Annotated in this window: 28 protein-coding genes; 13 read left to right on the forward strand and 15 right to left on the reverse strand. The window is 66.2% G+C overall.

The genetic code is table 11. The features are described 5' to 3' along the window. Window positions 1-23: 23 nt before the first annotated feature. The 5 genes from asnB to MRBLST15_RS07675 form a co-directional block, all read right to left on the reverse strand. Complete coding sequence (gene asnB / locus MRBLST15_RS07655; RefSeq protein WP_367785619.1) at window positions 24-1,967, reverse strand: asparagine synthase (glutamine-hydrolyzing); 1,944 nt, start codon at window positions 1,965-1,967, stop codon at window positions 24-26. Between the two features lie 3 nt (window positions 1,968-1,970). Beyond that, the gene (locus MRBLST15_RS07660; RefSeq protein ID WP_367785620.1) at window positions 1,971-4,250 is read right to left on the reverse strand and encodes a thiamine pyrophosphate-dependent enzyme; all 2,280 of its coding nucleotides are present in this window, start codon (window positions 4,248-4,250) and stop codon (window positions 1,971-1,973) included. Window positions 4,251-4,340: 90 nt separating this feature from the next. Continuing rightward, window positions 4,341-5,000 carry a glutathione S-transferase family protein gene (locus MRBLST15_RS07665; RefSeq protein ID WP_367785621.1) on the reverse strand — a complete coding sequence of 220 codons (660 nt, stop codon included), beginning with the start codon at window positions 4,998-5,000 and terminating at the stop codon, window positions 4,341-4,343. Window positions 5,001-5,164: 164 nt separating this feature from the next. Further along, a complete protein-coding gene (locus tag MRBLST15_RS07670) occupies window positions 5,165-5,713 on the reverse strand; it encodes a GNAT family N-acetyltransferase (RefSeq protein WP_265952258.1) in 549 nt (182 codons plus the stop codon). A 102-nt stretch (window positions 5,714-5,815) separates the two neighbouring features. Further along, window positions 5,816-6,655, reverse strand: a complete 840-nt coding sequence (locus tag MRBLST15_RS07675; RefSeq protein WP_312704202.1) for a glycine zipper 2TM domain-containing protein — start codon at window positions 6,653-6,655, stop codon at window positions 5,816-5,818. Between the two features lie 163 nt (window positions 6,656-6,818). Here MRBLST15_RS07675 and MRBLST15_RS07680 point away from each other — a divergent pair, with 163 nt between their 5' ends. Then, entirely contained in the window at window positions 6,819-7,034 is a 216-nt protein-coding gene (locus MRBLST15_RS07680; protein ID WP_180166435.1) for a DUF6116 family protein, read from the forward strand. Beyond that, window positions 7,031-7,804, forward strand: coding sequence for a TatD family hydrolase (locus MRBLST15_RS07685; protein ID WP_312704201.1), 774 nt, complete (start codon window positions 7,031-7,033; stop codon window positions 7,802-7,804). Before MRBLST15_RS07680 ends, MRBLST15_RS07685 begins: the two co-directional genes overlap by 4 nt. 79 nt (window positions 7,805-7,883) lie before the next feature. Here MRBLST15_RS07685 and MRBLST15_RS07690 read toward each other — a convergent pair whose 3' ends face one another. Next, the gene (locus MRBLST15_RS07690; protein ID WP_089236156.1) at window positions 7,884-8,711 is read right to left on the reverse strand and encodes a tRNA threonylcarbamoyladenosine dehydratase; all 828 of its coding nucleotides are present in this window, start codon (window positions 8,709-8,711) and stop codon (window positions 7,884-7,886) included. 79 nt (window positions 8,712-8,790) lie between these two features. Between MRBLST15_RS07690 and MRBLST15_RS07695 the strand changes: the two genes are divergently transcribed. Together MRBLST15_RS07695 and MRBLST15_RS07700 are read left to right on the forward strand one after the other, a co-directional pair. Next, on the forward strand, window positions 8,791-9,225 hold the full coding sequence (locus tag MRBLST15_RS07695) for a hypothetical protein (RefSeq protein ID WP_367785622.1): 435 nt from the start codon (window positions 8,791-8,793) through the stop codon (window positions 9,223-9,225). A 130-nt stretch (window positions 9,226-9,355) separates the two neighbouring features. Then, window positions 9,356-9,850, forward strand: coding sequence for a glycine zipper 2TM domain-containing protein (locus tag MRBLST15_RS07700; RefSeq protein ID WP_367785623.1), 495 nt, complete (start codon window positions 9,356-9,358; stop codon window positions 9,848-9,850). A gap of 88 nt (window positions 9,851-9,938) precedes the next feature. Here MRBLST15_RS07700 and MRBLST15_RS07705 read toward each other — a convergent pair whose 3' ends face one another. Further along, window positions 9,939-10,148 (reverse strand): cold-shock protein, encoded by a 210-nt coding sequence (locus tag MRBLST15_RS07705; protein WP_025876765.1) that lies wholly within the window; start codon window positions 10,146-10,148, stop codon window positions 9,939-9,941. Window positions 10,149-10,385: 237 nt separating this feature from the next. On the opposite strand from MRBLST15_RS07705, the gene MRBLST15_RS07710 reads away from it, so the two are divergent. The 3 genes from MRBLST15_RS07710 (at window position 10,386) to arsC (ending at window position 12,489) form a co-directional block, all read left to right on the forward strand. Further along, the gene (locus MRBLST15_RS07710) at window positions 10,386-10,871 is read left to right on the forward strand and encodes a DUF456 domain-containing protein (protein ID WP_367785833.1); all 486 of its coding nucleotides are present in this window, start codon (window positions 10,386-10,388) and stop codon (window positions 10,869-10,871) included. 122 nt (window positions 10,872-10,993) lie between these two features. Beyond that, the gene (locus tag MRBLST15_RS07715) at window positions 10,994-12,148 is read left to right on the forward strand and encodes a phospholipase A (protein ID WP_367785624.1); all 1,155 of its coding nucleotides are present in this window, start codon (window positions 10,994-10,996) and stop codon (window positions 12,146-12,148) included. Beyond that, entirely contained in the window at window positions 12,148-12,489 is a 342-nt protein-coding gene (gene arsC / locus MRBLST15_RS07720) for an arsenate reductase (glutaredoxin) (protein ID WP_312704198.1), read from the forward strand. Before MRBLST15_RS07715 ends, arsC begins: the two co-directional genes overlap by 1 nt. 49 nt (window positions 12,490-12,538) lie before the next feature. On the opposite strand, the gene MRBLST15_RS07725 is transcribed toward arsC, so the two are convergent. The 3 genes from MRBLST15_RS07725 to MRBLST15_RS07735 all read right to left on the reverse strand — a co-directional run bounded on the left by MRBLST15_RS07725 (window position 12,539) and on the right by MRBLST15_RS07735 (window position 15,311). Then, the gene (locus MRBLST15_RS07725) at window positions 12,539-13,174 is read right to left on the reverse strand and encodes a glutathione S-transferase family protein (protein ID WP_265952266.1); all 636 of its coding nucleotides are present in this window, start codon (window positions 13,172-13,174) and stop codon (window positions 12,539-12,541) included. A gap of 53 nt (window positions 13,175-13,227) precedes the next feature. Further along, window positions 13,228-13,572: a hypothetical protein gene (locus MRBLST15_RS07730; protein ID WP_367785625.1), complete on the reverse strand. Its 345-nt coding sequence runs from the start codon at window positions 13,570-13,572 to the stop codon at window positions 13,228-13,230. Window positions 13,573-13,793: 221 nt separating this feature from the next. After that, entirely contained in the window at window positions 13,794-15,311 is a 1,518-nt protein-coding gene (locus MRBLST15_RS07735) for a fumarate hydratase (protein ID WP_165377608.1), read from the reverse strand. Between the two features lie 148 nt (window positions 15,312-15,459). On the opposite strand from MRBLST15_RS07735, the gene MRBLST15_RS07740 reads away from it, so the two are divergent. The 4 genes from MRBLST15_RS07740 to MRBLST15_RS07755 all read left to right on the forward strand — a co-directional run bounded on the left by MRBLST15_RS07740 (window position 15,460) and on the right by MRBLST15_RS07755 (window position 19,817). Then, entirely contained in the window at window positions 15,460-16,356 is an 897-nt protein-coding gene (locus MRBLST15_RS07740) for an RNA polymerase sigma-70 factor (protein ID WP_367785626.1), read from the forward strand. A 36-nt stretch (window positions 16,357-16,392) separates the two neighbouring features. Then, a complete protein-coding gene (locus MRBLST15_RS07745) occupies window positions 16,393-16,842 on the forward strand; it encodes a carboxymuconolactone decarboxylase family protein (protein WP_367785834.1) in 450 nt (149 codons plus the stop codon). A 244-nt stretch (window positions 16,843-17,086) separates the two neighbouring features. After that, on the forward strand, window positions 17,087-18,958 hold the full coding sequence (locus MRBLST15_RS07750; protein WP_312704194.1) for an ABC transporter ATP-binding protein: 1,872 nt from the start codon (window positions 17,087-17,089) through the stop codon (window positions 18,956-18,958). Window positions 18,959-19,037: 79 nt separating this feature from the next. After that, complete coding sequence (locus tag MRBLST15_RS07755) at window positions 19,038-19,817, forward strand: ferredoxin--NADP reductase (RefSeq protein WP_100460516.1); 780 nt, start codon at window positions 19,038-19,040, stop codon at window positions 19,815-19,817. Window positions 19,818-19,928: 111 nt separating this feature from the next. Here the strand turns inward: MRBLST15_RS07755 and MRBLST15_RS07760 are convergent, their stop codons facing one another. After that, complete coding sequence (locus MRBLST15_RS07760; protein ID WP_100460518.1) at window positions 19,929-20,408, reverse strand: glutathione peroxidase; 480 nt, start codon at window positions 20,406-20,408, stop codon at window positions 19,929-19,931. A gap of 161 nt (window positions 20,409-20,569) precedes the next feature. Here MRBLST15_RS07760 and MRBLST15_RS07765 point away from each other — a divergent pair, with 161 nt between their 5' ends. Continuing rightward, a complete protein-coding gene (locus tag MRBLST15_RS07765) occupies window positions 20,570-22,735 on the forward strand; it encodes a M3 family metallopeptidase (RefSeq protein ID WP_312704192.1) in 2,166 nt (721 codons plus the stop codon). Window positions 22,736-22,908: 173 nt separating this feature from the next. Here the strand turns inward: MRBLST15_RS07765 and cfa are convergent, their stop codons facing one another. From cfa to MRBLST15_RS07780, 3 genes are read right to left on the reverse strand one after another with little or no spacing between them, the layout of a single operon-like run. Next, window positions 22,909-24,024: a cyclopropane fatty acyl phospholipid synthase gene (cfa, locus tag MRBLST15_RS07770; RefSeq protein WP_367785627.1), complete on the reverse strand. Its 1,116-nt coding sequence runs from the start codon at window positions 24,022-24,024 to the stop codon at window positions 22,909-22,911. Window positions 24,025-24,043: 19 nt separating this feature from the next. Then, window positions 24,044-24,925, reverse strand: coding sequence for a DUF3298 and DUF4163 domain-containing protein (locus MRBLST15_RS07775; protein WP_367785628.1), 882 nt, complete (start codon window positions 24,923-24,925; stop codon window positions 24,044-24,046). Window positions 24,926-24,961: 36 nt separating this feature from the next. Next, entirely contained in the window at window positions 24,962-25,264 is a 303-nt protein-coding gene (locus MRBLST15_RS07780; RefSeq protein WP_025876743.1) for a GNAT family N-acetyltransferase, read from the reverse strand. Between the two features lie 207 nt (window positions 25,265-25,471). Between MRBLST15_RS07780 and MRBLST15_RS07785 the strand changes: the two genes are divergently transcribed. Further along, on the forward strand, window positions 25,472-25,633 hold the full coding sequence (locus MRBLST15_RS07785; RefSeq protein WP_162887673.1) for a hypothetical protein: 162 nt from the start codon (window positions 25,472-25,474) through the stop codon (window positions 25,631-25,633). 58 nt (window positions 25,634-25,691) lie between these two features. Here the strand turns inward: MRBLST15_RS07785 and MRBLST15_RS07790 are convergent, their stop codons facing one another. Next, window positions 25,692-26,318 (reverse strand): rhomboid family intramembrane serine protease, encoded by a 627-nt coding sequence (locus MRBLST15_RS07790; protein ID WP_025876742.1) that lies wholly within the window; start codon window positions 26,316-26,318, stop codon window positions 25,692-25,694. Between the last annotated feature and the right edge of the window lie 3 nt (window positions 26,319-26,321).

Consider the following 26,321-nt stretch of genomic DNA (forward strand, 5'->3'; position numbering starts at 1 on the left):
GCGCCCTTCCCCACCGGTGAAGATCAGCCGCGCTGGACGCCTGCGCGCACCTGCCGCCAATGGTCCTGCCAAGCCTGGAACATCAGCACGTTCCACAGGTGCGTATGCCACTTGCGCTGGCCGCCCAGGAACTGCTGCCACAGCGGCTGCACGGCCGCGGCCGACAGCACGCCCTCGCGTTCCAACCGCGCCGGCTGCAGCAGTTCGTCCGCCCAGGGTTTCAGATCGCCCTTCAGCCAATCACTGACCGGCGCACCGAACCCACGCTTGGGCCGGTGCACCATCGACTGCGGCACATAACGCCCCAACACGCGCTTGAGCAGCACCTTGCTGGTCGATTCACTGCGCTTGAAGCCCAGCGGCAGCGACCAGGCGAATTCGGCCACGCGCCAGTCCAGCAAGGGCGCGCGCGCCTCAAGGCTGACCGCCATCGAGGTGCGGTCGACCTTGCACAGCAGGTCGTCGGGCAGATAGCTGACGAAGTCGGCCAGCATCATCGCGTCGGCCGGCGTGCCGGCACCATGCAGCGGATCGGCCAGATCGTAGAAGCTGCCCGCCTCGCGTGCACCGATCACCGCCGCCGCCGGGTCGCGCCAGCGCGAAATGCGGTTGCGATACACATCGCCGATGCCGCGCGCACCGGTTTCGGCCAGCAACGCGGCCAGCCCGCCGGTGCGCGATGCCTCGCCCTGCTGGTGCGCACGCGCGCCCATCCAGCGCCGCAGCGGCGCGGGCACCCGTCCCAGCATCTGCCAGTTGCGCAGCGCGCGTACATAGCGGGTATAGCCGAAGAACAGTTCATCGCCACCATCACCGGACAGCGCGACGGTCACGCCCTGCCGGGCGAGGCGGGCGACCAGCGCGGTCGGCACCTGCGAGGCATCGGCAAAGGGTTCATCGAACATCGCCGGCAGCTGCGGCACCACCGCCAGCGCATCAGCGCCGCTGACATACAGTTCGGTGTGATCGCAGCCAAGATGGGTGGCAAGTTCCCTGGCCAACGGTGCCTCGTCGTGGTGGGAGCCGCTGAAGCCGATGCTGAAGCTGTGCACCGGCTGCCCGCTCTGCGCCTGCATCAGCGCCGCCACCAGCGACGAATCGGTGCCGCCGGACAGGAACACGCCCACCGGCACGTCGGCGACCATGCGCAGCGCCACCGCATCCCGCAGCAGGTCATCCAGCTGCTCTTCGGCCTCCTCGATGCGGCCCTGGAACGGTGCGGCCAGTGCGGCCTGCATGCGCGCACGCGCATCCCAGTACGGGCGCTGTGCCTGCTCTGGGCGATGTGCGCTGGCCCCTGCCGCCACCGCCGCCGCATCCAGCCGCAGCACGCGGCCGGGCATCAGCTTGTAGCAGCGCTGGTGGATGCTGTGCGGCGCGGGGATGTAGTCCAGCCGCAGCAGCAGGGTCAGCGCATCGCGGTCGATATCGTTGTCGAAATCCGGGTGCTGCCACAGCGCTTTCAGCTCGGAGCCGAACACCAGCGCATCACCGGCCCAGCCGTAGTACAGCGGCTTCTTGCCGACCCGGTCGCGGGCCAGCCACAGGCACTGTTCCTGGCGGTCCCACAGGGCGATGGCGAACATGCCGTTGGCACGCTGCAGGGTGTCCTCGACGCCCCACTGCAGGATCGCGGCCAACAGCACCTCGGTATCGGAATGGCCACGGAATGTATGGCCCAGCGGCTCCAGTTCGGCGCGCAGGGCGGCAAAGTTGTAGACCTCGCCGTTGTAGGCCATCACATAGCGGCCGTCGGCCGAGGCCATCGGCTGGTGGCCGAGCGGTGAAAGATCAAGGATGCTCAGGCGCCGGTGGGCCAGGGCGATGCCCGCTGCGGCATCGACCCAGGTACCGCCGTCATCCGGCCCGCGATGGTGCAGCGCCTGGCCCATGGCCAGCGCCTGCGCCTGCAGGACCTCGGCCGGCGTCTGTGCCGCCGGCAACAACATACCCGCCAATCCACACATGCATCAGGGTTCCTGCGCCAGGTCGAGGGCGGCGCCAATCACCGCATTGTCGCTTGGAAGCCCGAACATTGCTGCCCCCGCCAGCGGCGTATAGGTATCGGCACCGCAGACCCGGCGCACCGGCAGGTGGCCATGGCCGGCCTCGACCAGCGCGGTGATCACGCCTTCGCCGACGCCCCCGCTCTGCCTGCCCTCGTCCAGCACCAGTACCCGTTGCGCGGTGGCGGCCTGGGCGCCGATGAAGGCGGCATTCAACGGCACCAGCCAGCGCAGGTCGACCACGCGCACCTGCCAGCCCAGCTGCTGCTCGATGGCGACCGCTGCGCGCAGCGCCATCGGCACCCCGTTGCCATAGGTGAAGATCACCAGATCGCTGGCGTCCGGCGCGTACACCCTGCCCTCGCCCAGCACCAGCGCCTGCCCGGGTGCGGGGTAGTCGAACAACCACTGGCCATCGCCGGCCGCGTGCAGATCCTTGGTCATGTACAGGGCGATCGGTTCCAGGAACACCGCTACCCGGCCGTCCACGCGGGCCAATGCCGCCAATGTGCGCAGCATCATCACCGCATCATCGCCACGCGACGGGCAACCCACCACCAGCCCCGGGATGTCACGCAGCGCCGTGATCGAATTGTCGTTGTGGAAATGACCGCCGAACCCCTTCTGGTAGCCCAGCCCGGCCACGCGCACCAGCATCGGGTTGCGGAACTGGTCATTGGAGAAGAACTGCAGCGAGCAGGCCTCGCCGCGCAGCTGGTCGATGGCGTTGTGCAGGTAGGCCAGGTACTGGATTTCCGGAATCGGCAACATGCCCATGTTGGCCAGACCCTGGGCCATGCCCAGGATCATGGTCTCGTCCAGCAGCGTGTTGAATACCCGGCGCGGGCCGAAGCGGCGCAGCAGGTCGCGCGTCACCGTGTAGACGCCGCCTTTCTGCGCGACGTCCTCGCCAAACAGCAGCGCCTGCGGATACTTGCCCAGCAGCTCCTGCAGCCCGTGGTTGATCTGGATCGCCAGGTGCCGCGGCGGTTGCCGCTCGGGCAACGCGTCGGCACCGCCGTACAGCGCCTGCCGGGCCTCGACGGGCGCCACGCGCTCGGCCTCGGCCTGTACCGCTGCCGGCGTATGGGGGGCCAACGGCGTGATCACTTCCTGCAATGTCTGCAGCTTCGGCCGCGAATCGGCATCGATGGCCGCGGCCATGCAGCGCGCGCGCAGGGTTTCATAGGCGGCTTCCACGCCCGCCGCATCCATCCAGCCCGATTCCAGCGCGATCTGCGCCGAGCGCAGCAGCGGGTCCTGCGCCTCGGCCGCGCACAGCTCCGCCAGCGCACGCCATTCCACCTCGAAGTCGGTACCGGCATGGCCCATCAACCGCGTGGTCCGCAGGTGCAGGAAGGTAGGCCGACGCATGCGCCGGCAATGTTCGACCGCCGCCTGCACCTGCGCGTGCCCGGCCGCCAGGTCCAGGCCATCGGCGAAGAAGTAGTCCAGGCCCGGTTGCCGGCTGAAACGCTCTGCGATCCATCCTTCAGGCGTTTTCACCGAAATGCCGAGACCGTTGTCCTCGCACACGAACAGGATCGGCACCGGCAGTTTCTGGTAGGCCGACCACATCGCGGTATTGAACGCAGTCTGCGCGGTGGCATGGTTGGCCGAGGCATCGCCGAAGGAGCACATCACGATGCTGTCGGCCGGAATCGGCAGCGGCTGGCTCAGGCGCCTGCCACTCTCGATCGCCAGCGCGGTACCCAATGCCTTGGGCAGGTGCGATGCGATGGTCGAGGTCTGCGGCAGCACCCACAGCGGCTTGCTGCCCCATACTTTGTGACGGCCGCCACTGGCCGGATCGTGGGCACTGGCGGCGAAGGACAGCGCGGCGTCGCGCACGGGGTCCATGCCGGGCACCAGCCGGGCACGTTCGGCCATGAAGGCGCCGGAACGGTAGTGCAGGAACGCGGGATCGGTGTGCCGGCAGGCGCGCGCAAGCAGCGCGTTGCCTTCGTGACCGGACGAGCCGATGGTGTAGAAGACCTTGTTCTGCACGCGCAGTACGCGCGCCATCAGGTCCAGCTGGCGACTGAGCAGCTGCGATTCGAACAGTTCGCCGAAGGCGGCGGCCGTCAGGGTGCTGCCCGGCAGGATCGGCGCATCCGGCGCCGGACGCGGTCGCGGCATGCCACGCCAGGCGCGCACGGCCTCGAGGAAATTGACGTCACAGACTTCGGCACGGTTGAGGCCGCGCATGCGTGCGGGAATGGGATCTGGAACCACAGCAAACATCGAACACCCTCCGTGCCGTTGTTGCGAACCGTGGCGCCAGGCCTGCGCGACCCTTTCCACCGGTCGAGCACGCCCGACGCCGCAGGGGAATCAACCCGGTGCGTTGAACCGCGCGCGCACCTCGGCGGTCACCGCAGGCATGGGCACGAAGCGAGGCTGCGCGCGCACCCGCTGCAACCAAGCCCGCACCTGCGGGAATGCATCCAGCGCGATGCCACCGTCGGCGGCGACATCGGAATAGGCGAACAGGGCGATATCGGCGATACCGTAGTCATCGCCGGTGAACCACTGCGCCTGCCGCAGATGCTGCTCCATCACCGCCAGCGCGCCGGCAGCGCGCTCCTGCAGGCGTGGCAGTTCAGCACGGCGTGGCGAGTCGGCCGGCGTCCAACCGCGGATGAAGCGTGCCACCGCCACGCACGGCTCATGCCTGTACTGCTCGAAGAACATCCAGCTCAATGCCTGCGCACGCTGCCAGCCGTCGGCGGGAAGATACGGCGTGCCCTCGGCCAGCCAGAACAGGATCGCATTGGATTCAGTCAGCACGCGGCCGTCGTCGCGCACGATCAACGGCACCTTGGCATTTGGATTGAGGGCGAGAAATTCCGCGGTATGGGTCTGGCCGTGGGCACTGTCCACCTCCACCCAGCGGTAGCGGCTGCCGAGCTGTTCCAGCAACAGGCGCACCTTGTGGCAATTGCCCGAGACCGACATGCCATGCACCGTCAACGGAATGCGCTCTTCCACCATTGCCTGCTCCAGGGAGGTCCCGGCCTGCAGCCGGCTGCCCGCAGTCTGGCAAGCAGCCCGGCGATTGCCAAGCGCGGGTGCAGCATGGCGGGCGATGCATCGTGTAGATGCCGAGCCCATGCTCGGCTGCTGCTGGCCAAATGCAGCCGGGCATGGGCTCGGCTCTACAACAGCGAACGGCGTTGTTGCCACTGCCCGCGCGATTGCCCCCAGATTTCCAACGGCTTGCCTTCGTACGGCGGTGGCAACTGCCCCATGCGCAGCAGCGTACTGCCGAGCTTGCGCGCCACGGCTTTCGAGTTCTCGTTGTCTTCGGCGATGGTGTGGATGACCTCGTCCCAACCCAGCGTATCGAACGCCCAGTCGATGGCTGCGATCGCCGCCTCCGGTGCGTAGCCCTTGCCCCAGCTGGCACGGCGGATGCTCCAGCCCACTTCGGTACCGGGCCAGTCCTGCGGCTGCCACGGTCCCATGCGACCGATCCATTCACCGCTGGATTTCTCGATCACGCTGAACATCGAGAAGCCGAACAGCTGCCATGCGCCGGCCAGGCTGCAGAAGCCGCGCCATGCCACCGACGGTGACTGCACGCCACCCAGCGTGCGCATCACCTCTTCGTCGGCACAGAACGCCAGATAAGGTGCGTAGTCCTGCCGCTGCGGTGGGCGCAGGATCAGGCGTTCGGTTTCGATGCGCAGGTCGAAGATGCTCATGCGGCCATGGTAGATCCACGCCACGCATGGATGAACCCCATCCCTGCAAAAAAAACAGGCCGGCGAAAGCCGGCCTGTTCGATGCTGCGTGGTAGCTGGGGATTACTGGCGGTTGGCCGTCGAATCCGCAGCGGCGGCGGTCTGGGTGACCAGCTGCCCATCCACCACTGGCAGGCGATCGCTGGCCGGCTTGTTGTCCATGCGCACGGTCTTCTCGGTGCCGTCGTAGCGATAGGTCACGTTGTAGCCCTTGACCACATCGCTGGTGCCCATGGCGATGCGGTTGCCCGGCTTGCTGCCCATGCGCATGGTGCCGGTGGTGCCGTCTTCATTGCGGTAGGTCACGTTGTAGCCGGTGACACGGCTCGACTCGGAAGTCGCCGTTTCGGTGTGGCACTGGCGCTCGGTGCGGTTGACCACGCGGCCACCCACATGGCGCTTGTCGACCTGGTTGCCGATGAAGCCACCGGCCACGGCACCGGCAGCAGTCGCCGCCTTCTTGCCGTTGCCGCCGCCCACCTGGTTGCCCAGCAGGCCGCCGACCACGGCACCAACCACGGTGCCACCGACGTTGCCATCACGCTCGGGCAGGCGTTCCTGCACCACCACGTCCTGACAGACCTCATGCGGGGTCTGCGTGGTCGACGTCTCGCGTACCGGATCGGTGCCGATCACGGTGGCGTAGGCCTTCTGCTTCTCGGTGATCGGATCGACCTTCAGCACATCGGCGTATTCCAGACCACGCGGCGCAGTGGCGTCCACCGCGTCGCCACGTGCGCCATCGTCGCTGGCATTGCCATCGACCAGGCGCGATTCACTCGGGTTTCCGGCGCTCAGCTGCTCAGGCGACTTGTCGCCACTCTTCATGAAGGCGGCGGTTGCGATACCACCGACCAGCAGCGCGCCCGCTGCGACCAGGACAGTTGTAGTTGTGCTTTTCATGACCTGCTCCTTGCGGACCGTCCGCAACGTTCTCAGGCCAGATTGCAGCATGCGGTGCCTGAACGGAATCTCCACATTTCCTGCTCACTGCCGTAACCCATTCAGCATCGGGAAATGCTGGGCCCGTGGTAGCGTTTGCACATTCCCCCAGGAGGACCCCGTGATGGCCAACCCGATGCTGCTGCCGGTCCTGCAATGGGCGCGCCGGCTGCGCTACCCCACCCTGTTCAAGCTGACCGCCGGCCTGTTCGCGCTGACCCTGTTCATCCCCGACCCGATTCCGTTCATCGACGAACTGATGCTGGGCCTGGGCACCCTGCTGCTGGCCAACTGGAAGAGCCGCAGCGCGACCACGCCACCACCGCTGGAGCAGCGTTGAACCTGCTGGCCGACAGCCACTGCCATCTGGATGCCAGCGAATTCGACGGTGACCGCGAGGCGGTCATCGACCGCGCACGCGCTGCCGGCGTGCAGTGGCAGGTGGTTCCAGCCGTCACTGCGGCCAGCTGGCCGAAGCTGCGCGAGGTCTGCCAGCAGGCGACGGGGCTCTACCCCGCCTATGGCCTGCACCCGATGTTCCTGGACCAGCACCGGCCTGAACACCTGCCGCAACTGCGTGCGTGGATCGAGCAGGAGCGACCCTGCGCGATCGGCGAATGCGGGCTGGATTTCTTCGTCGAGGGCCTGGATGCTGAGGCCCAGCAGGCGTATTTCCTCGGCCAGCTGAAGCTGGCGCGCGAGTTCGATCTGCCGGTGATCGTGCATGCCCGCCGTGCAGTGGATGCGGTGATCGCCGCGATCCGCCGCATCGGTGGCCTGCGCGGGGTGGTCCACAGCTTTTCCGGCAGCCCGGAACAGGCCGCGCAGCTGCACAAACTGGGATTCCTGCTCGGCCTGGGCGGACCACTGACCTACGAGCGCGCGCAGCGCCTGCAACGGCTTGTCCGCGAGATGCCAATGGAACAACTGCTCCTGGAGACCGATGCGCCGGACCAGCCCGACGCGGGGATCCGTGGCCAGCGCAACGAGCCGGCGCGGCTGGCGGTCATCGCCCGCCACATCGCCGCGCTGCGCGGAATGGACATTGAAGACGTGGCGCGGGCCACCACGGACAACGCGCGGCGGCTGTTCAGCCTGCCCGCCCCGTAACGGTAGTGCCGGCCGCTGGCCGGCAACCCCGAAACGTTTGAATCAGCGCAGATGCCGGCCAGCGGCCGGCACTACCCGATCACACCCCGGCCTCTGCCTCAACAGCTTCGGCCTTCACCTTCTTCGGCTCCAGCAGCATCTCCAGCGCCTTGCCCACGGCGGCAAATGCGAACGCGCCGGTGATGTGGGTGGCCGCGCCCAGGCCAGCGCCGCAATCCAGCTTCAGCGCCGCATCCGCGCCCAGGTTCGGCCGCAGGCCACAGACGCTGCCGTCGGCCTGCGGATACTTCACGTTCTCCAGCGAATACACCGCCGGCACGCCGAAATAGCGCTTGGCATTCTTCGGGAAGTTGAATTCGCTGCGCAGCTTCTTGCGGATCAGCGCCAGCATCGCGTCATGCTCGGTGCGCGAGACATCGCGGATGCGCACCAGGGTGGGATCGGTACGGCCGCCGGCCGCGCCGACGGTCAGCAGCGGCAGCTTGCGGCGGCGGCACCAGGCGATGGTTTCCACCTTCACCCGGAAGCTGTCGCAGGCATCGATCACCAGGTCGAAGCCACGGTCCAGCAGTTCGGCCATGTTGGCCGGGGTCAGGAACGCCTGCACGGCGTCGACCTCGATCTGCGGATTGATCGCCCGGCAGCGCTCGGCCATCGCCTCGGCCTTGTTGCGACCGTAATTGCCCTCCAGCGCCGGCAGCTGCCGGTTGGTGTTGGATACGCAGATGTCATCGGCATCGATCAGGGCCAGATGGCCAACCGCGGAGCGCGCCAACGCCTCCACCACCCACGAGCCCACGCCGCCCATGCCGACCACGGCGACACGGCTGCCCTGCAGGCGCTCGAGCGCGCCGACGCCATACAGCCGTTCGATGCCGGCGAAGCGTTGTTTGACCTGTTCGTTCATCGGGCTATTTTAGCGTGCAGATCCCCTGGGGACTGCACGCCGACACCGAACCCACCGTTGCACGCCCGGAGCGCCCGCCATGAGTGCCAGCCCACCCCGCCGCCCATCCGCCGCCTACCGCTATCTGTTCGTACTCGGCCTGGGCCTGCTGATCGGCCTGATTGCCACGGTGATGGTCGGCCGCGCCGTGCAGGCGCGCCGCGATCCATTCCCGGACAGCCTGATGCAGGTGATGCAGCGGCAGGCGGATCTGCTGCAGCAGGCACAGCAGCAGAACCGCTGCAGCCTGGCCGACAGCGTCCCGCGCCTGCAGGTGCTGCGCCTGCTGTCCAACGACCTGGACCTCGCCTTCCCCGGATTGAAGGACAGCCGGCAGTTCCAGCAGCACGCCAGCCAGTACCGGGCCGACCTCAATGCGGCATTGGCCAGCCCTCCCACCGACTGCACCGCCTTGGCGCAGCAGCTGCAGGCACTGCAGAACGATTGTCGGGCCTGTCATCAGGATTTCCGCTGATTCATCTTCGAGAGGGCGAAGGCTGATGTGGTTGGCGCCTTGTTCACGTTGGAAAGAGGAGGATTCGCTCACCCTGCTGCATGACGCAGTACCACCCAACGCACCCGCCTTCACGGCCAGGAGACGCCCCATGAAGATCCAGCTCATCGCCGCCAGTGTCATCGCAACCCTCGCCCTGGCCGGCTGTGCCACCTCGCCGGGCTATGGCGGCGGTGGTTACAACAACGGTTACAACAACGGCGGCTACGGCAACAACTCCGGTTACAACCAGGGCCGTTGCGCCGACTGCGGCATCGTCACCCGCATCAGTGCCGTGCAGTCGGGTCGTACCGCGCCTTCCGCCACCGGCGCGATCCTCGGCGGCATCGTCGGCGCGGTTGCCGGCCATGAGATCTCCGACCACACCGGCGGCAGCCGCGGCAACAAGAACATCGCCGCTGCAGCCGGCGCCGTGGGTGGCGCACTGGCGGGCAACCAGATCCAGAAGAACGTCACCAGCGATACGTATGACATCAGCGTGCGCATGGATGACGGCCGCACCATCGTGGTCAACCAGCGTGACCTCGGCGGCATCCGCGAAAACACCTATGTCCGCGTGGTCAACGGCAAGGTCATCCTGCGCTGAACCGCAGCGGGCCCCGGCCGATCAGAACCGGAGCAACAAAAAAAGGCCCGCTTGCGCGGGCCTTTTTCATGCCGGCAAGCGGCAGGAATTACGCCGGCTGGACCTTGTCAGCCTGCAGGCCCTTCTGGCCCTGCACGACTTCAAAGCTCACAGCCTGGCCTTCCTTGAGGCTCTTGAAGCCCTGGGTCTCGATGGCACGGAAGTGCACGAACACGTCCTCGCCATTCTGCCGGCTGATGAAGCCGAAGCCCTTGGCATCATTGAACCACTTCACGGTACCGTTCTCGCGATCAGCCATCTCACTAACTCCCTTTGACTCTCTACTTGTTGTTGGATACGCCTGTTGGGCGGCTGACAAGCAAGGGGGAAGCGAGGTGCATCGATGCAGCGGATCGGAACGATCTTGCTTCATCAGGCCACGATCCACGGTGACCTTGCCAAGCTCAGCGACTGCAACTTAACCCGACCAAAACGAAAAAGCAACTGGCAAAAACCTTTCACTGTCAACCCCAAAAACACAACCATACTGGACAGCATGGACCTCTCATTCATCTTGTATCTGCTAGCGGTCATTTTTGTCCTGATCGGCATCGCAGGCATCGTCCTGCCGGCCCTGCCGGGCATCCCGCTGGTCTTCGTCGGATTGATACTTGCTGCGTGGGCAGACGGCTTCGTCCATGTCGGCTGGCCCACCCTGCTGGTCCTCGGCGTATTGACCGCGCTGTCGCTGCTGGTCGACGTGCTGGCAACCGTAGTCGGCGCCAAGCGCGTGGGTGCCAGCCGCAAGGCGCTCTGGGGCACCTTCATCGGCAGCATCGTCGGCCTGTTCTTCATGCCGATCGGCTTGTTCGCCGGGCCCCTGCTCGGTGCGCTGCTGGGCGAGTACTGGCATACCCGCGAGCTCGGCCGCTCGACCAAGGTCGGGCTGGCCACGTGGCTCGGCATCCTGCTGGGCCTGGCGCTGAAGCTGGCGCTGGTGATCGCAATGCTGGGCCTGTTCGCCTTCGCCTGGTTCCTGTGAGGCAGGTGGCCTTCACGCAGCGCGCACGCATACGCCGGGCATAAACCCGTGGGGCTGGCCGTCACCGCGGGCAGCCGCCACACTGTGCCTCTTTCCGCATTCATTCCGAAGGGCCTGCTGCAATGACCCTGTCTCCGTTGCTTCCCCGCCTTGCACCGCTGGCGCTGGCCTTGGCCAGCGCGCCAGTGGCCGCCCAGGAATTCGCGCCCAGTGCCGAGGCTTCGCCGGCCGCCTGCGCGGCCATCACCACCGATGCTGCACGTCTGGCCTGCTACGACCGCCAGTTCGGGCGCACGCCGCAGGCCACCGCCGAAGCTGATGCGGCCGCCGAAGCTGCCGCACAGGCGCGTCGCGAGCAGCGCAACACCACGCGGGTAAGCCAGGGCGAGGAAAAACTGCGCGAACGTGTCAGCGATCTGTTCCGTTCCGAAGCGCCCGACAGTGCACTTGCCAACGCTGGCCGTGGTTCGCTGCTGGACAGCCGTTGGGAACTGGCCGAGGACTCCAAGCTGGGGCCGTTCCAGCTGCGCGCGTACAAGCCCGTGTACCTGCTGCCCGCCTTCTGGACCAGCGATCGCAACACCATGCCGCACTCGCCGAACCCGGCCAACAGCGTGACCACCCCGCAGGTGCTGGACAGCGCCGAGCTGAAGTTCCAGATCAGCTTCAAGACCAAGATCGTAGAGAACCTGTTCGGCGACAACGGCGACATCTGGGCAGGCTATACCCAGAGTTCGCGCTGGCAGGCCTACAACGGCGAGGACTCGCGCCCGTTCCGCGAGACCAACTACGAGCCGGAAGTGATGATGGTGTTCCGCAACGGTTACTCGATCGGTGGCTGGCGTGGCCGGATGACCGGCATCAGCCTCAACCACCAGTCCAACGGCCGTGCTGATCCGCTGTCGCGCAGCTGGAACCGGGTGATGCTCAATGTCGGCCTGGACCGCGAGAACTGGGCACTGGTGCTGCGCCCGTGGTACCGCATTCCCGAGACCCGCAGCGACGACAACAACCCGGACATCGAGGACTACATGGGCCGCGGCGACGCGACCCTGACCTGGAACCACAAGGGTCACGAGGTCTCGTTGATGGCGCGTCATTCGCTGCGCACCGGTGACCGCTCGCACGGCGCCCTGCAGCTGGACTACGGCTTCCCGATCAGCAACCTGCTGCGCGGCCATGTGCAGATCTTCGACGGCTATGGCGAGAGCCTGATCGACTACAACCACAAGGCAACCTATGTCGGCGTGGGCGTGTCCCTGCTGGAGTGGTTCTGATGGAGGTGACGATCTGGCACAACCCTGCGTGCAGCAACTCGCGCGGGGCGCTCAAGCTGATCCGCGACGCCGGTTTCGAACCGGTGGTGATCGAGTATCTGGGCAGCCCGCCCGACGTAGCCACGCTGCGTCAGGTGCTGGCCGAATCCGGCCTGGCAGCGGCCGAGCTTGTGCGCAGCAAGGAACCCGAGTTCGCCGCCCTGGGTCTGCAGGGAAGCAACGACGACGCCCTGCTCGCGGCCATGTCCACCCACCCACGGCTGATCAATCGTCCGGTGGTACGCAGCGACAAGGGCACCCGCCTGTGCCGGCCACCGGAAACGGTGCTGGAGATCCTGTAACCCGCTCCGCTTTGGTAGAGCCGAGCCAGGCTCGGCTCTACAGAACGGGTTACCGCCAGTCGGTGATGCCTTCGCGGCGATAGACCTCGGCGAACGCCGGGCGCGCCTTCAGGCGATCTGCATACGCCTTCAACACCGGCCAGTGGTCGCTGGGCGTGGGCATGTTGCGTGACCAGCGCATCAGCATCACCAGCATGAAATCGACCACGCTCGGCGCATCGCCGAGCAGGTAGGGACCGCCGCTCTGCAGGTGCGTGGCAACGTGCTGCCACGCCGATTCGAGCTGCTGCCGTGCCATCGCACGCACCGCCTCGATGCACTCGCCACCCGCCGCTTCATGCGCGTAGAACCAGGCGCGGTACGCCGGCTGCACGGTGTTGGCACACCAGAACATCCAGCGATAGGCTTCGCCTCGTGCGGGTGCGCCGACGGCAGGCAACAGCGCCGCCTGCGGATGACGGTCTGCCAGATACAGCGCGATCGCGGCCGCCTCGGTCAGCACCTGGCCGTCGATCAACAGGGTCGGCACTCTGCCTGCCGGATTGAGCGCCAGATAGTCGGCTGATTTGTGCTCGCGCGTGTCGAAATCGAGCAGCACCAGTTCGTGCTCGATGCCGAGCTCGATCAGCAGCCAGTGCACCACCAGCGAGGCGGTGCTGGTGGAACCATACAAGGTGGTGCGCATATGACCGGTCCTGTGCGGGGAACGGATGATTATGCGCGCTGTCGCCGGCGTGGTCAGCCGCAGCTGCTCATGCAGGTATCACGACGCTCACCGCAGCCCATCATCGGCGCCCGCAGCGTGCAGTCATGCGCCTTCAATTCGCAGGAACGGCGCAGTTCCGGATGTTCGATGTCCTTGCAGCGCTTGTCCGGCGTCGGCGCCACCTGCTGCTCGCAACTGGACTGGCGGCTGCCGATCCCCGCGCCTTCGGCCATGCAGCTGCGATAGCTGGCCTGGCACTGCATCTGGCACTGGGCACCGGCGCTGAAGCCGCCCCCACCGTCATACGACGAAGACGATGTACTGCATCCGGCAAGCACCAGCAGGCCGACAAAGCAAAGGCTGCGCAACAGGTTCACAGGACACTCCTTGTTCAATAGACCGGAAGACTGCTGGAAGAAGGGGTTGGCTCACCGATCCGCCGCAATTCACAGCGCATCTGATTGGCGCATGGACAGCGTCCTTTCGCTGACATCGCCCATACCCTAGCAAAGCCGCGCGGGTGCAGGAGTTAAACGAAAAAACGGCGCCACAAGGGCGCCGTTCTGCAATCGGGCAGGCGTGGACGATGCCGCGCCGATCACTCCACCACGACAGGAATCTTGCCGATACGGGCCTGCCATTCGCGGGGGCCGGTCTTGTGCACCGACTCGCCGGTGGAATCGACGGCCACGGTCACCGGCATGTCTTCCACGGTGAACTCGTAGATCGCTTCCATGCCCAGGTCGGCGAAGCCGACGACCTTGGCCGCCTTGATCGCCTTGGACACCAGGTAAGCGGAACCACCGACGGCCATCAGGTAGGCCGACTTGTGCTTCTTGATCGCTTCAATCGCAGCCGGGCCGCGCTCGGCCTTGCCGACCATGCCCAGCAGGCCGGTTTCGCTCAGCACCTGTTCGGTGAACTTGTCCATGCGGGTGGCGGTGGTCGGGCCGGCCGGGCCCACCACTTCGTCGCGCACCGGATCGACCGGACCGACGTAGTAGATGAAGCGCCCCTTGAGATCGACCGGCAGTTCCTCGCCCTTGTTGAGCATGTCGACCATGCGCTTGTGCGCGGCGTCGCGGCCGGTCAGCAGCTTGCCGTTGAGCAGCAGGGTCTGGCCCGGCTTCCAGCTGGCCACGTCTTCCGGAGTGATCGTGTCCAGGTCCACGCGGGTGCCCTTGGACGCGTCGTAGGTCAGCTTCGGCCAGTCTTCCAGCGACGGCGGGTCCAGCATCACCGGGCCGCTGCCGTCCAGGGTGAAGTGCGCGTGGCGGGTGGCGGCGCAGTTCGGAATCATCGCCACCGGCAGGTTGGCCGCGTGGGTCGGGTAGTCGTTGATCTTGATGTCCAGCACCGTGGTCAGGCCACCCAGGCCCTGCGCGCCGATGCCCAGCGCGTTGACCTTCTCGTACAGCTCCAGGCGCAGCTCTTCGATCCGGTTGGACGCACCGCGGGCCTGCAGCTCGGTGATGTCGATCGGCTCCATCAGCGCTTCCTTGGCCAGCAGCATCGCCTTCTCGGCGGTGCCACCGATGCCGATGCCGAGCATGCCCGGCGGGCACCAGCCCGCGCCCATGGTCGGCACGGTCTTCAGCACCCAGTCGACGATCGAGTCGGACGGGTTGAGCATGGCGAACTTGGTCTTGGCTTCCGAACCACCGCCCTTGGCGGCGACGATCACCTCGACGGTGTTGCCCGGCACCACCTTGACGTTGACCACGCCCGGGGTGTTGTCCTTGGTGTTGATGCGCTTGCCGGCCGGATCGGCCAGCACCGAGGCGCGCAGCTTGTTGTCCGGGTACAGGTACGCGCGACGGATGCCCTCGTTGGCCATGTCTTCCACGCCCATGGTGGCGTCATCCCAGCGCACGTCCATGCCGATTTCCAGGAACACGGTGACGATGCCGGTGTCCTGGCAGATCGGCCGGTGGCCCTCGGCGCACATCCGCGAGTTGATCAGGATCTGCGCAATGGCCTCCTTCGCTGCCGGCGACTCCTCGCGCTCGTAGGCGGCGGCAAGGTTCTTGATGTAGTCGACCGGGTGGTAGTACGAGATGTACTGCAGCGCGTCGGCGACAGACTGGATGAGGTCTTCCTGCTTGATCGATGTCACGGATTGCTCGCTTGCTGAAGGCTGGCGGGGGTAATCCGCCCATTTTACCCCCTCCCTCGGCCGCGGGGTGGCAGTGCCGACGGCCGCCCGGCAAGATCTGAGCCCTGCCCTCTGTCACGCCCACGCCTGCCCCGGCGTCCTTGCCCATATGAACGCCGAAACCGCCTTCCATACCCACCGCCCGCGCCTGATGGCGCTGGCCTACCGCCTGCTGGGCAGCCGCACCGACGCCGAAGACGTGGTGCAGGACGCCTGGCTGCGCTGGTCCGGCGCCGATACCGCGGCCATCGTCGACCCCGAGGCCTGGCTGGTGACCACCACCACCCGCCTGGGCCTGGACCGGCTGCGCGCGGCCAAGCGCGAGCGCGCGCACTACGTGGGCCCGTGGCTGGCTGAACCTCTGGCGATCACCCTCGAACCCGACCCAGCGCCGGGCCCTGCCCAGCTGCATGCGTTGGCCGACGATGTATCGGTGGCCTTCCTGACCCTGCTCGAACAGCTCGGCCCGGAAGAGCGCGCCGCGTTCCTGCTGAAGGAAGCCTTCGACCACGATTACCGCGAGATCGCCGATCTGATCGGCCACAGCGAGGCCAACTGCCGCCAGCTGGTGCACCGGGCCCGGCAGCGCCTGCAGGCCGGGCGGCCGCGCTTCAATGCCGACGCCAGCCAGCACCGGCAGCTGCTGGCGCGTTTCATGGACGCCTCCCAGCGCGGTGACAGCGAAGCGATCCAGGCGCTGCTGCATGCCAATGCGCTGCTGGTCTCCGATGGCGGTGGCGTGGTTACCGCGGCGGTGCGTCCGCTGCTGGGTGCCGAGCGCATCGGCCGCCTGTTCTGGGCCATCGCCCGCCGCGGCGCGGCGCATCCGGCACAGCTCGGCTACGTCAACGGCGAGCCGGCGATCCTGCGCTTCGAAGGCGGCCACCTGCACTCGATCACCACCATCGAGGTGGTCGATGGCCGCATCGCCAATCTCTACAGCGTGCTGAATCCGGAAAAGCTGCCTGCGGTTGTCACGCGCGCCGACACTGCGGCGTCCTTGTAACGAAAGGCGGCCATGGTGGTCGCCGTGGAGCTGAAGATGTCCAACCACGCCTCTCCCCGCGTTCCTTACACCCGCCTCGCCGCCGAAGCCTTCAAGGGTCTGCTGGCCACCAGCAAGGCGGTGCATGACAGTTCGATCGATCCGACCCTGATGGAACTGGTGTTCCTGCGCGTCTCGCAGCTCAACGGCTGCGGTTACTGCATGGACATGCATGCCACCACGTTGCGCAAGGGCGGCGTCGAACCGCGCAAGCTGGATACGCTGCCGGCCTGGCACGAGAGCCGCTTCTTCGACGAACGCGAACGCGCGGCGCTGGGCTGGGCCGAGGCGCTGACCCGGTTGACCGACGGCGCACCGTCGCAGGCGGCGTTCGATGCGCTGGCGCCGCACTTCGATGAGAAGGGCATCAGCGACCTGAGCATGGGGATCGCGGTGATCAATGCCTGGAACCGGCTGGGCGCCGGGCTGCTGCCGCCGCTGCCGTAAAAGGGGGCCAGCCGGGTGGGTCAGGTTCCTGCAGCTGTCGGTAGGTGTCGACCTTGGTCGACACGGTAGATCCACGCCATGCGTGGATGGAGGTGGGTCGGATCCCTTCGCACTGCGAAGGGCTCTGACCCGATGTGGGTCGCTGGGGTCAGAGCCCTTTGCCGCGCAAAGGGATCTGACCCCGGTGTCGGCCACACGGCTGCCCTGACCCCATCTGCACGTATCAGGCGCGCACAATGGCGGCATGCCTGCTTCCCCCATTGCCGGCGCTGCCGGCGCCAAGAAACCCAGCCTGCGTCAACGCTTCAAGGCGATGCGCAACCTGCCGCCGTTCCTGCGCCAGGTGTGGCAGACCAGCCGCGCCCTGACCATCGCCAGCCTTGGCCTGCGCCTGATCCGTGCGTTGCTGCCGGTGGCGATGCTGTACGTCGGCAAATTGATCATCGATACCGCGCTGCACCTCAGCCAGCACGACGCGGGCTTCCCGCCGCTGGGTGAGGCGCTGTCCAGTGGGCTGCTCAATCCGCTGCTCGGCCTGCTGGCGCTGGAACTGGGCCTGGCGATCGCCTCGGACCTGCTCGGCCGTCTGGTCAGCTACGCCGATGCCCTGCTGTCGGAACTGTTCGCCAACGCCACCAGCGTGCGCCTGATGGAACACGCGGCCACCCTCGACCTGGAGGACTTCGAGGACCCGGACCTGCAGGACAAGCTGGACCGTGCGCGGCGCCAGACCATGGGCCGGATGAACCTGATGAGCCAGCTGTTCGGCCAAGTGCAGGATGCGATCACCGTCGCCAGCCTGGCGGTCGGCCTGCTGGTCTATGCACCGTGGCTGATCCTGCTGCTGGCGCTGGCGCTGGTGCCGGCCTTCATCGGCGAATCGCACTTCAATGCGGCTGGCTACAGTCTCAACTTCCTGTGGACGCCGGAACGCCGCCAGCTGGACTACCTGCGCCAGCTCGGCGCCAGCGTGGAAACGGCCAAGGAAGTAAAGATCTTCAACCTGCACCGGTTCCTGGTCGACCGTTACCGCAGCTTGTCGGCGGCACTGTTCCTGGCCAACCGCGCGCTCGCCCGGCGGCGTGCGTTCTGGGGCACGCTGCTGGCCGCGCTGGGCACGCTGGGCTACTACACCGCGTATGCCTATATCGCCTGGCGCACGGTGCGCGGCGATTTTTCGATCGGTGACCTGACCTTCCTCGCCGGCAGCTTCCTGCGCCTGCGCCAGTTGCTGGAAGGCCTGCTGATCGGCTTCTCGCAGGTGGCCAGCCAGGCGTTGTATCTGGACGACCTGTATTCGTTTTTCCAGATCGAACCGGAAATCCACTCGCGCAAGGACGCGGTGCGCGTGCCGCAGCCGATCCGCGAAGGCTTCGTGTTCGAAGACGTGGGCTTCCGCTACCCCGATGCCGAGCAGTGGGCCGTGCGTCACCTCGATTTCCAGCTGCACGCGGGCGAAGTGCTGGCACTGGTCGGTGAGAACGGTGCAGGCAAGACCACACTGGTCAAGCTGCTGGCACGCCTGTACGAACCGGACGAAGGCCGCATCCTGCTGGATGGCCGCGACCTGCGCGACTACGACCTGGATGACCTGCGCGCCAATCTCGGCGTGATCTTCCAGGACTTCGTGCGTTACAACCTCAGTGCCGGCGAGAACATCGGTGTCGGCCAGGTGGAAGCGATGGACGACCGCGCGCGGATCACCGACGCCGCCCGCCGAGGCATGGCCGAAGAAGTGATCGCGGCCCTGCCCGGTGGCTACGACCAGCAGATCGGCCGCCGCTTCAAGCAGGGCGTGGACCTGTCCGGTGGCCAGTGGCAGAAGATCGCCATCGCCCGCGCGTGGATGCGCGATGCACAGGTGATGATCCTGGATGAACCCACTGCGGCGCTGGACGCCCGTGCCGAGTTCGAGGTGTTCCAGCGGTTCAGGGAGTTGGCGGATAATCGCACTGCCGTGCTGATTTCCCATCGGTTCTCGTCGGTGCGAATGGCCGACCGCATCCTGGTGCTGGCTGACGGCCGCATCGAGGCCAGCGGCACCCACGCGCAGCTGATGGCGCAGGGCGGCCGCTATGCCGAACTGTTCGAACTGCAGGCGGCAGGTTACCGCTGAGAACGCCTCTCGTTCCGCCTAATGAGAACCTGTCTCATTTGAGATAGAATTGTCCCGACGACTTCCGATAGATACGCCCATGTCCTCCGCTTTCGGCGCCGAAACGGTGCTTGAGGTCCGCCACTGGACCGACGCCTACTTCAGCTTCACCCTCACCCGTGACAGCGGTTTCCGCTTCGAGAACGGCCAGTTCGTGATGATCGGCCTTGAGACCGACGCGCGGCCGCTGCTGCGCGCCTATTCCATCGCCAGCGCCAACTGGGAAGAGCAGCTGGAGTTCTTCAGCATCAAGGTGCAGGACGGCCCGCTGACCTCGCGCCTGCAGCACATCAAGCCGGGCGACAAGGTGCTGGTCGGCAAGAAGCCCACCGGCACCCTGCTGATCAGCGACCTGCACCCCGGCAAGCACCTGTATCTGCTGGGCACCGGCACCGGCCTGGCGCCGTGGCTGTCGGTGATCAAGGACCCGGAGACCTACGAGCGCTTCGACAAGGTGATCCTGTGCCACGGCGTGCGCTACGAAAAGGACCTGGCCTACCGCGACTACTTCGAAAAGGAACTGCGCGAGCATGAGTTCCTGGGCGAGATGATCGGCGACAAGCTGCTGTACTACCCAGCCGTCACCCGCGAGCCGTTCGCCAACCAGGGCCGCCTGACCCAGCTGATGGAAAGCGGCGAAATGCAGCGCACCCTGGGCCTGCCGGAGCTGAGCCCGGAAAACGACCGCGCGATGATCTGCGGCAGCCCGCAGATGCTGGCCGACCTGCGCACCGTGCTGGACAGCCGCGGCTTCCAGACCTCGCCGCGCATCGGTACGCCCGGCCACTACGTGTTCGAGCGCGCGTTCGTCGAGAAATAAGCCGGGCTGTTGTAGAGCCGAGCTCACGCTCGGCTGCTCTGCCGGCCGACCATGGCAGGTACGCACGCTGCGCGCGTAAGCCGAGCGTGGGCTCGGCTCTACAGAGAGCGGCTACAGCAGCGCCTCGATGCCGCCGCGCAGCTGCTCCGGCGTGGTGGTCGGCGCATAGCGATCCACCACCTGCCCTTTGCGATCGACCAGGAACTTGCTGAAGTTCCACTTGATGCGGGCGATGCCCAACAGCCCGCGCTTCTCGTGCGACAGCCACGCCCACAGCGGGTCTGCCCCCTCGCCGTTGACCTCGATCTTCTGCGACAGCGGGAAGCTGACCGGGTAATCGATCGAACAGAACTGGCGGATCTGCGCGGCATCGCCCGGCTCCTGCGCGCCGAACTGGTTGCAGGGAAAGCCGATCACAACCAGGCCGCGATCACGGTAGTCCTGCCACAGCTGCTCAAGCCCGGTGTACTGCGGGGTGAAGCCACAGCGACTGGCCACGTTGACCAGCAGCAGCGGACGGCCCTGGTACTGCGCCAGCGCCTGCGGCTGCCCGTCGAGGTCGCGGAAGCTGAAATCGTAGGCGGTGGTCATGGCAACGGGCCTGGGGGCGGTGTTCTCCATGGTACCCGGGCAGCCACCCATGGAGTGGCGCTACTGCTCGACGGCGTTGCCAACATGCCTTTTGACACAAGTGCAGGCGCGTCGGGCCGGGTTACCCTCGGGCCCTTGTTTGCCTTACCGGAGTATCGACCTTGACCACCCGCCTTGCCCTTGCCGTGGCCATGACCCTCGGCCTTGCCCTGCCCGCCTATTCGGCCAGCGCCGCCACCCCGGCCGCTGCCAACGCCCAGCAGGCCAATCCGTTCTTCGCCGACAGCCCGCTGCCGCTGCATTTCCCGCAGTTCGACAAGATCAAGGACAGCGACTTCGCGCCGGCCTTCGACGCCGGCATGGCGCAGCAGCTGAAGGAAGTGGAAGCGATCGCCAACACCAAGGCCAAGCCGACCTTCGACAACACCATCATCGCCCTGGAAAAGAGCGGTGACACCCTGGACCGCGCGACCACCGTGTTCTTCAGCCTGGTCGGCGCCGATACCAACGACACCCGCAAGAAGCTGCAGGCCGACTATTCGGCCAAGTTCGCCGCGCACAGCGATGCGATCGCGCTGAACGGCAAGCTGTTCGCGCGCATCCAGGCGCTGTATGACAGCCGCACCACCCTGGGCCTGGACGCTGAAGGCGTGCGCCTGGTCGAGAAGTACTACGACAACTACGTGCGCGCCGGCGCCAAGCTGTCCGAGGCCGACAAGACCAAGCTGAAGGAAATGAACGCCGAGCTGGCCAACCTGGGCACCAAGTTCAGCCAGAACGTGCAGTCGGAAGTGAATGCTTCGGCGATCACCGTCAACGACGTCAAGGAACTGGACGGCCTGTCCAAGGAGCAGATCGCTGCCGCCGCAGAAGCCGCCAAGGCCCGCGGCCTGGACGGCAAGTACGTGATCACCCTGCTCAACACCACCGGCCAGCCGCCGCTGACCAACCTGGCCAACCGCGCCCTGCGCCAGAAGATCTACGAAGCCTCCACCACCCGCGGCAGCCGCGGCGGTGAGTTCGACAACACCGCGCTGGTCGCGCGCATCATGCAGCTGCGTGCCGACAAGGCCAAGCTGATGGGCTTCCCGAACTTCGCCGCCTACAACCTGACCAACCAGACCGCCAAGACCCCCGAAGCGGTCAACGCGATGCTGGGCAAGCTGGCCCCGGCCGCAGTGGCCAACGCCAAGCGCGAAGCCGCCGACCTGCAGGCGATGATCGACCAGGAACAGAAGGCCGCCGGCAAGCCCACCTTCAAGCTGGAACCGTGGGACTGGGCGTTCTACAGCGAGAAGGTGCGCCAGGCCAAGTACAACTTCGACGAGTCGCAGCTGAAGCCGTACTTCGAGATGAAGAACGTGCTGGAAAACGGCGTGTTCTACGCCGCCAACCAGGAATTCGGTCTGACCTTCAAGCAGCGCACCGACCTGCCGGTCTACCACGATGACGTGACCGTCTACGACGTGTTCGATGCCGACGGCAGCCAGCTGGCGATCTTCATCTTCGACCCGTACGCACGCGCCTCCAAGCGCGGTGGTGCATGGATGAACTCGTACGTCTCGCAGTCCAAGCTGACCGGCTTCAAGCCGGTGGTGGCCAACCACCTGAACATTCCCAAGCCGCCGGCCGGCCAGCCGACCCTGCTGACCTGGGATGAGGTGAGCACCACCTTCCACGAGTTCGGCCACGCCCTGCACGGCATGTTCTCGAACGTGAAGTACCCGTACTTCTCGGGCACTGCGGTGCCGCGTGACTTCGTCGAGTTCCCCTCGCAGGTCAACGAGATGTGGGCCGACAACCCGGCCATCCTGAAGAACTACGCCAAGCACTACCAGAACGGTTCGGCGATGCCGCAGGCGCTGCTGGACAAGGTGCTGGCCGCGGCCAAGTTCAACCAGGGCTTTGCCACCACCGAGTATCTCGGTGCCGCCATGCTCGACCAGCGCTGGCACCAGATCGGCCCGGACCAGGTGCCGGCCGCCAAGGACGTGATGGCCTTCGAGCGCGCCGCGCTGGAGAAGGACGGCATCTACTACGCGCCGGTTCCGCCGCGCTACAAGACCCCGTACTTCAGCCACATCATGGGCGGCTACTCGGCCGGCTACTACGCCTACATCTGGTCGGAAGTGCTGGACGCCAACACCCAGAAGTGGTTCCGCGACAACGGTGGCCTGAGCCGCAAGAACGGCGACCATTTCCGCGCGACCCTGCTGTCCAAGGGCGGCAGCGTGGATGCGATGCAGCTGTTCCGCGATTTCGCCGGCCACGAGCCGCAGATCGAACCGCTGCTGGAAAAGCGTGGCCTGACCGGCACCGGCAACTGATCGCCGGCACCACAGCGTGAAATGAGAACCGCCCGGGAGACCGGGCGGTTTTTTTATGGATGGGTCAGAGCCCATTTCTACGAACCGGGATCTGACCCCGGGGTCGGATCCCTTTCCATCGGAAAGGGCTCTGACCCCATCCACGCATGGCGTGGATCTACTGGAATGCGACCTCACCGCGGCGCAACGTATCCCCCCGGTACTCCTTGTGGCGACAACACCAGCTGCCACAGCTGCGCATGCCGGCAGCGGAAGCTGGCCATCGATCCGGCCAGATAGAAGCGCCACATGCGCCGGAAATGCTCGTCATAACGTGCGTCCAGCCGCGGCCATGCCGCTTCCACGTTGCGACGCCACGCCTGCAGCGTCAGGTCGTAGTCGGTACCGAAGTTGTGCCAGTCCTCCAGCACGAAGCGCCCTTCGAACGCCCGGCTGATCTGCACCGCCGACGGCAGCATCGAATTGGGAAAGATGTAGCGGGCGATCCACGGATCGGTGCGGTGACGCGAAATGTTGCTGCCGATGGTATGCAACAGCAGCAGTCCCCGCGGCGAGAGACAGCGCCGGGCCACGTCGAAAAAGCTGCGGTAGTTCTTGTCGCCCACGTGTTCGAACATGCCGATCGAAAAGATCGCATCGAAAGGTTCATCAAGTTCGCGATAGTCCTGCAACCGGATCTCGATCGGCAGGCCAGCGCACAGCCTGCGGGCGAAGTCGGCCTGCTCCTGCGAGATGGTGATGCCCACGCCACTGACACCGTATCGTTCGGCGGCGAACTTCAGCGCCTCGCCCCAACCGCAGCCGATGTCGAGCACGCGTTGCCCGGGACGCAGCCCCAGCTTGCGGCACACCAGGTCCAGCTTGGCTTCCTGCGCGCCATCCAGATCGTCGGCATTGCGCCAGTAACCACAGCTGTAGACCAGGCGCTGGCCGAGCATCGCCTGGTAAAGGTCATTGCCAAGGTCATAGTGGCGGCGGCCGACTTCGTAGCTGCCCGCCCCGGACTGCAGGTTGAACAGGCGCGCCTTCAAGGCGTCGGCCACCTCGCGCCAGCCGTGCACCCGTTCGTCCAGGTGCGCCTGCATCAGGTGGTACAGGAACTCGTCGAGGACGTTGGCATCCCACCAGCCGTCCATGTAGCTCTCGCCCAGGCCGAGTGAGCCGTGCGCGATGACCCGCGCGAAGAAGCGCGGGTCATGCACCTGGATATCCTGCGGCCGGGTTCCATCGATCTGGACCCCGGCCTCGTGGAGCAGGCCGGTGACCCGCTCCTGCAACCCTGTATCCACGTCACCTCCTCGTCTACGGTTACCCGCGCGCGAACAGCTCCACGTAGTCCTTGGCCACGTGTGGCAACAACACCGAGGCCGGCACATCGGCGGTCTGGGTGCCGTCCGAGTATGGACCCACCTGGTAGGGCGGGAACACGAAGCGCAGCGCGGTGATCTGTCCCTTGTCGTCGGTCAGCGGCTGGAACTGGCTGAAGTTGTCGGCCTGCGGACCGGTGCCGTCGGCGATCATCCGCGAGGCATTGCGCAGCGATTCCTGCAGCTGCGACGGGTCCATGTCCTCGCCGCTGAGGCGGGTGGCCACACGCTCGCGCAGCTGGTCGGCGACGAAATCGCTGATCGCTTTCCATCCCTTGGCATCGGCCACCAGCTTCTCGGCGCTCAGCATCTGCTGCTGCGCCGGCAGCCACACGAAACGAGCAACCAGCGGTTCGCCATGGGCGCCGCCGGTGTAGCGGCTGCCGTCGGCACTGACCACCACCAGCTGCGGCGTCTCCAGCAGCTTCTCGAAGCTCAGCGACAGCTCATAGGGCATGGTCGGCTTGTCGTTGCCCAGCCCGTCCAGCGCCTGCTGCAGATCGCTGCGGGCGGAGGTGGCATAGGCCTGCAGCGCGCGTGCCAGGCCCGGATAACGATCGATGCCCGCCGGGTAGCTGATGCCGACCACTTCACGCTCGTTGTTCTCGATCACATCGCGCAGATCCAACGGCGCTTCCGCTGCGGGGGCCTCGGCGGTGCCAGTGGCTTCAGCCGCAGGTGCGGCGTCGGTGGCCGGTGCCGCCTCGTTCTCGCGCTGGCAACCGGCCAGCAACAGCACGCCCATAGCGCCGGCCAGCACGCTGGCGTGCAGTGGCCGGTTGTTTCCAATCTTCATCGGGATCCCCTGTTCATGTTCATACATCATCGCCTGCCCTGGCTGAAGCGTGGCCCGCTGGATTCAGCCCACAAGCAGATCGTGATACTCCTCGTGCCGCTGCAGGAAGGCCTCGGCATAAGCACATGCCGGCACCACCTTGTACTTCTGCTCCCGGGCGAAACGCAGTGCGACCCGGGTCAGCTCACCGGCAATGCCACGGCCGGCGATCGGCTCGGGCACTTCGGTATGGGTGATGACCATCCGCCTGCGCTTGATCTGGTACTCCAACAGTGCCACCTGCCCACGCACACGGGCGGTGAACCGGTGGTTGACCTGATCGTGTTCGACCTCGTAAGCCAGACCGGGGGGCGTGACCGAAGCCATGGGACTGTCTCCTGCGGCGACTGCGTGGATGGTGCGCAGGCGGGCGCCATGATCGCGTGAAGCCTGAACAGGGCAGGTCTGCGCCTGCTGCGTCAGTTGTTGCCCTCAAGCTTCAGGCCAACCGGCCGCTAACCCCTCTGCAGGGGTGCGCCAGCCTGGCATGCCCCTTGCGACAGTTGACCCAGCGATCTGCCGTGGAGGCCCGTGATGCACCCCAGCGATTCCCAATCCGATACCGATCACGCCCTGCTGGAGGGCCTGCTGCAACTGGCCGTGGAGGGACAGACCGAAGACCAGGCGTTCCAGAGCATCGGCGAGGAAGTGTTCTCCCGCCTGCTCGATACCTACGGTCAGCAGACCCGGGCCTGACCCGGAGCGGGACCGCAGCCCCGGGGGTCGGATCCAGTGGATCCGACCCCGGCCACCCTCAGCCGCCGCCGAGGCGGAAGGTCGGGTTGGACAGTTCGCGCAGGAAGTGACTGAAGATGCTCGGCTGCATGGCCAGCATGAAGATCACGCCGAACGCGGCACCGGCCAGGTGCGCGCTGTGGTTGATGCGATCGCCACCGCGCTTGTCCATCCAGATGCTGTAGCCGACGTAGAACGCGGCATAGACGATCGCCGGCGCCGGGATGAAGAACACCAGGATGATCGACCACGGCTTGATCAGGATGAAGGCGAACAGCACCGCCGACACCGCCCCGGACGCACCGAGGCTGAGGTAGTTCGGGTTCTTCTGGTTCTTCAGGTAGCTGGGCAGGATCGAGACCAGCAACGCACCGACGTAGAACGCCGGATAGACCAGGTAGCTGCCGGTCAGCTGCACCATCACGCTCTCGATGAACCCCCCGAAGAAGAACAGGGTGATCATGTTGAAGATCAGGTGCGACCAGTCGGCATGGATGAAGCCGTAGGTGATCAGGCGGTCGTACTGGCGGTGGCGATCCACCGCCGGCGGCCACAGGATCAGGCGGTCGGCCAGCTTGCGGTTGTTGAACGCCATCCACGACAGGATGGCGGTGATGGCGATCAACAGCAGATTGACGGGGGTCATGTC

The sequence above is a fragment of the Stenotrophomonas sp. LST15-1-1.1 genome (assembly GCF_040815575.1).
Taxonomy (GTDB): Bacteria; Pseudomonadota; Gammaproteobacteria; order Xanthomonadales; family Xanthomonadaceae; genus Stenotrophomonas; species Stenotrophomonas lactitubi_B.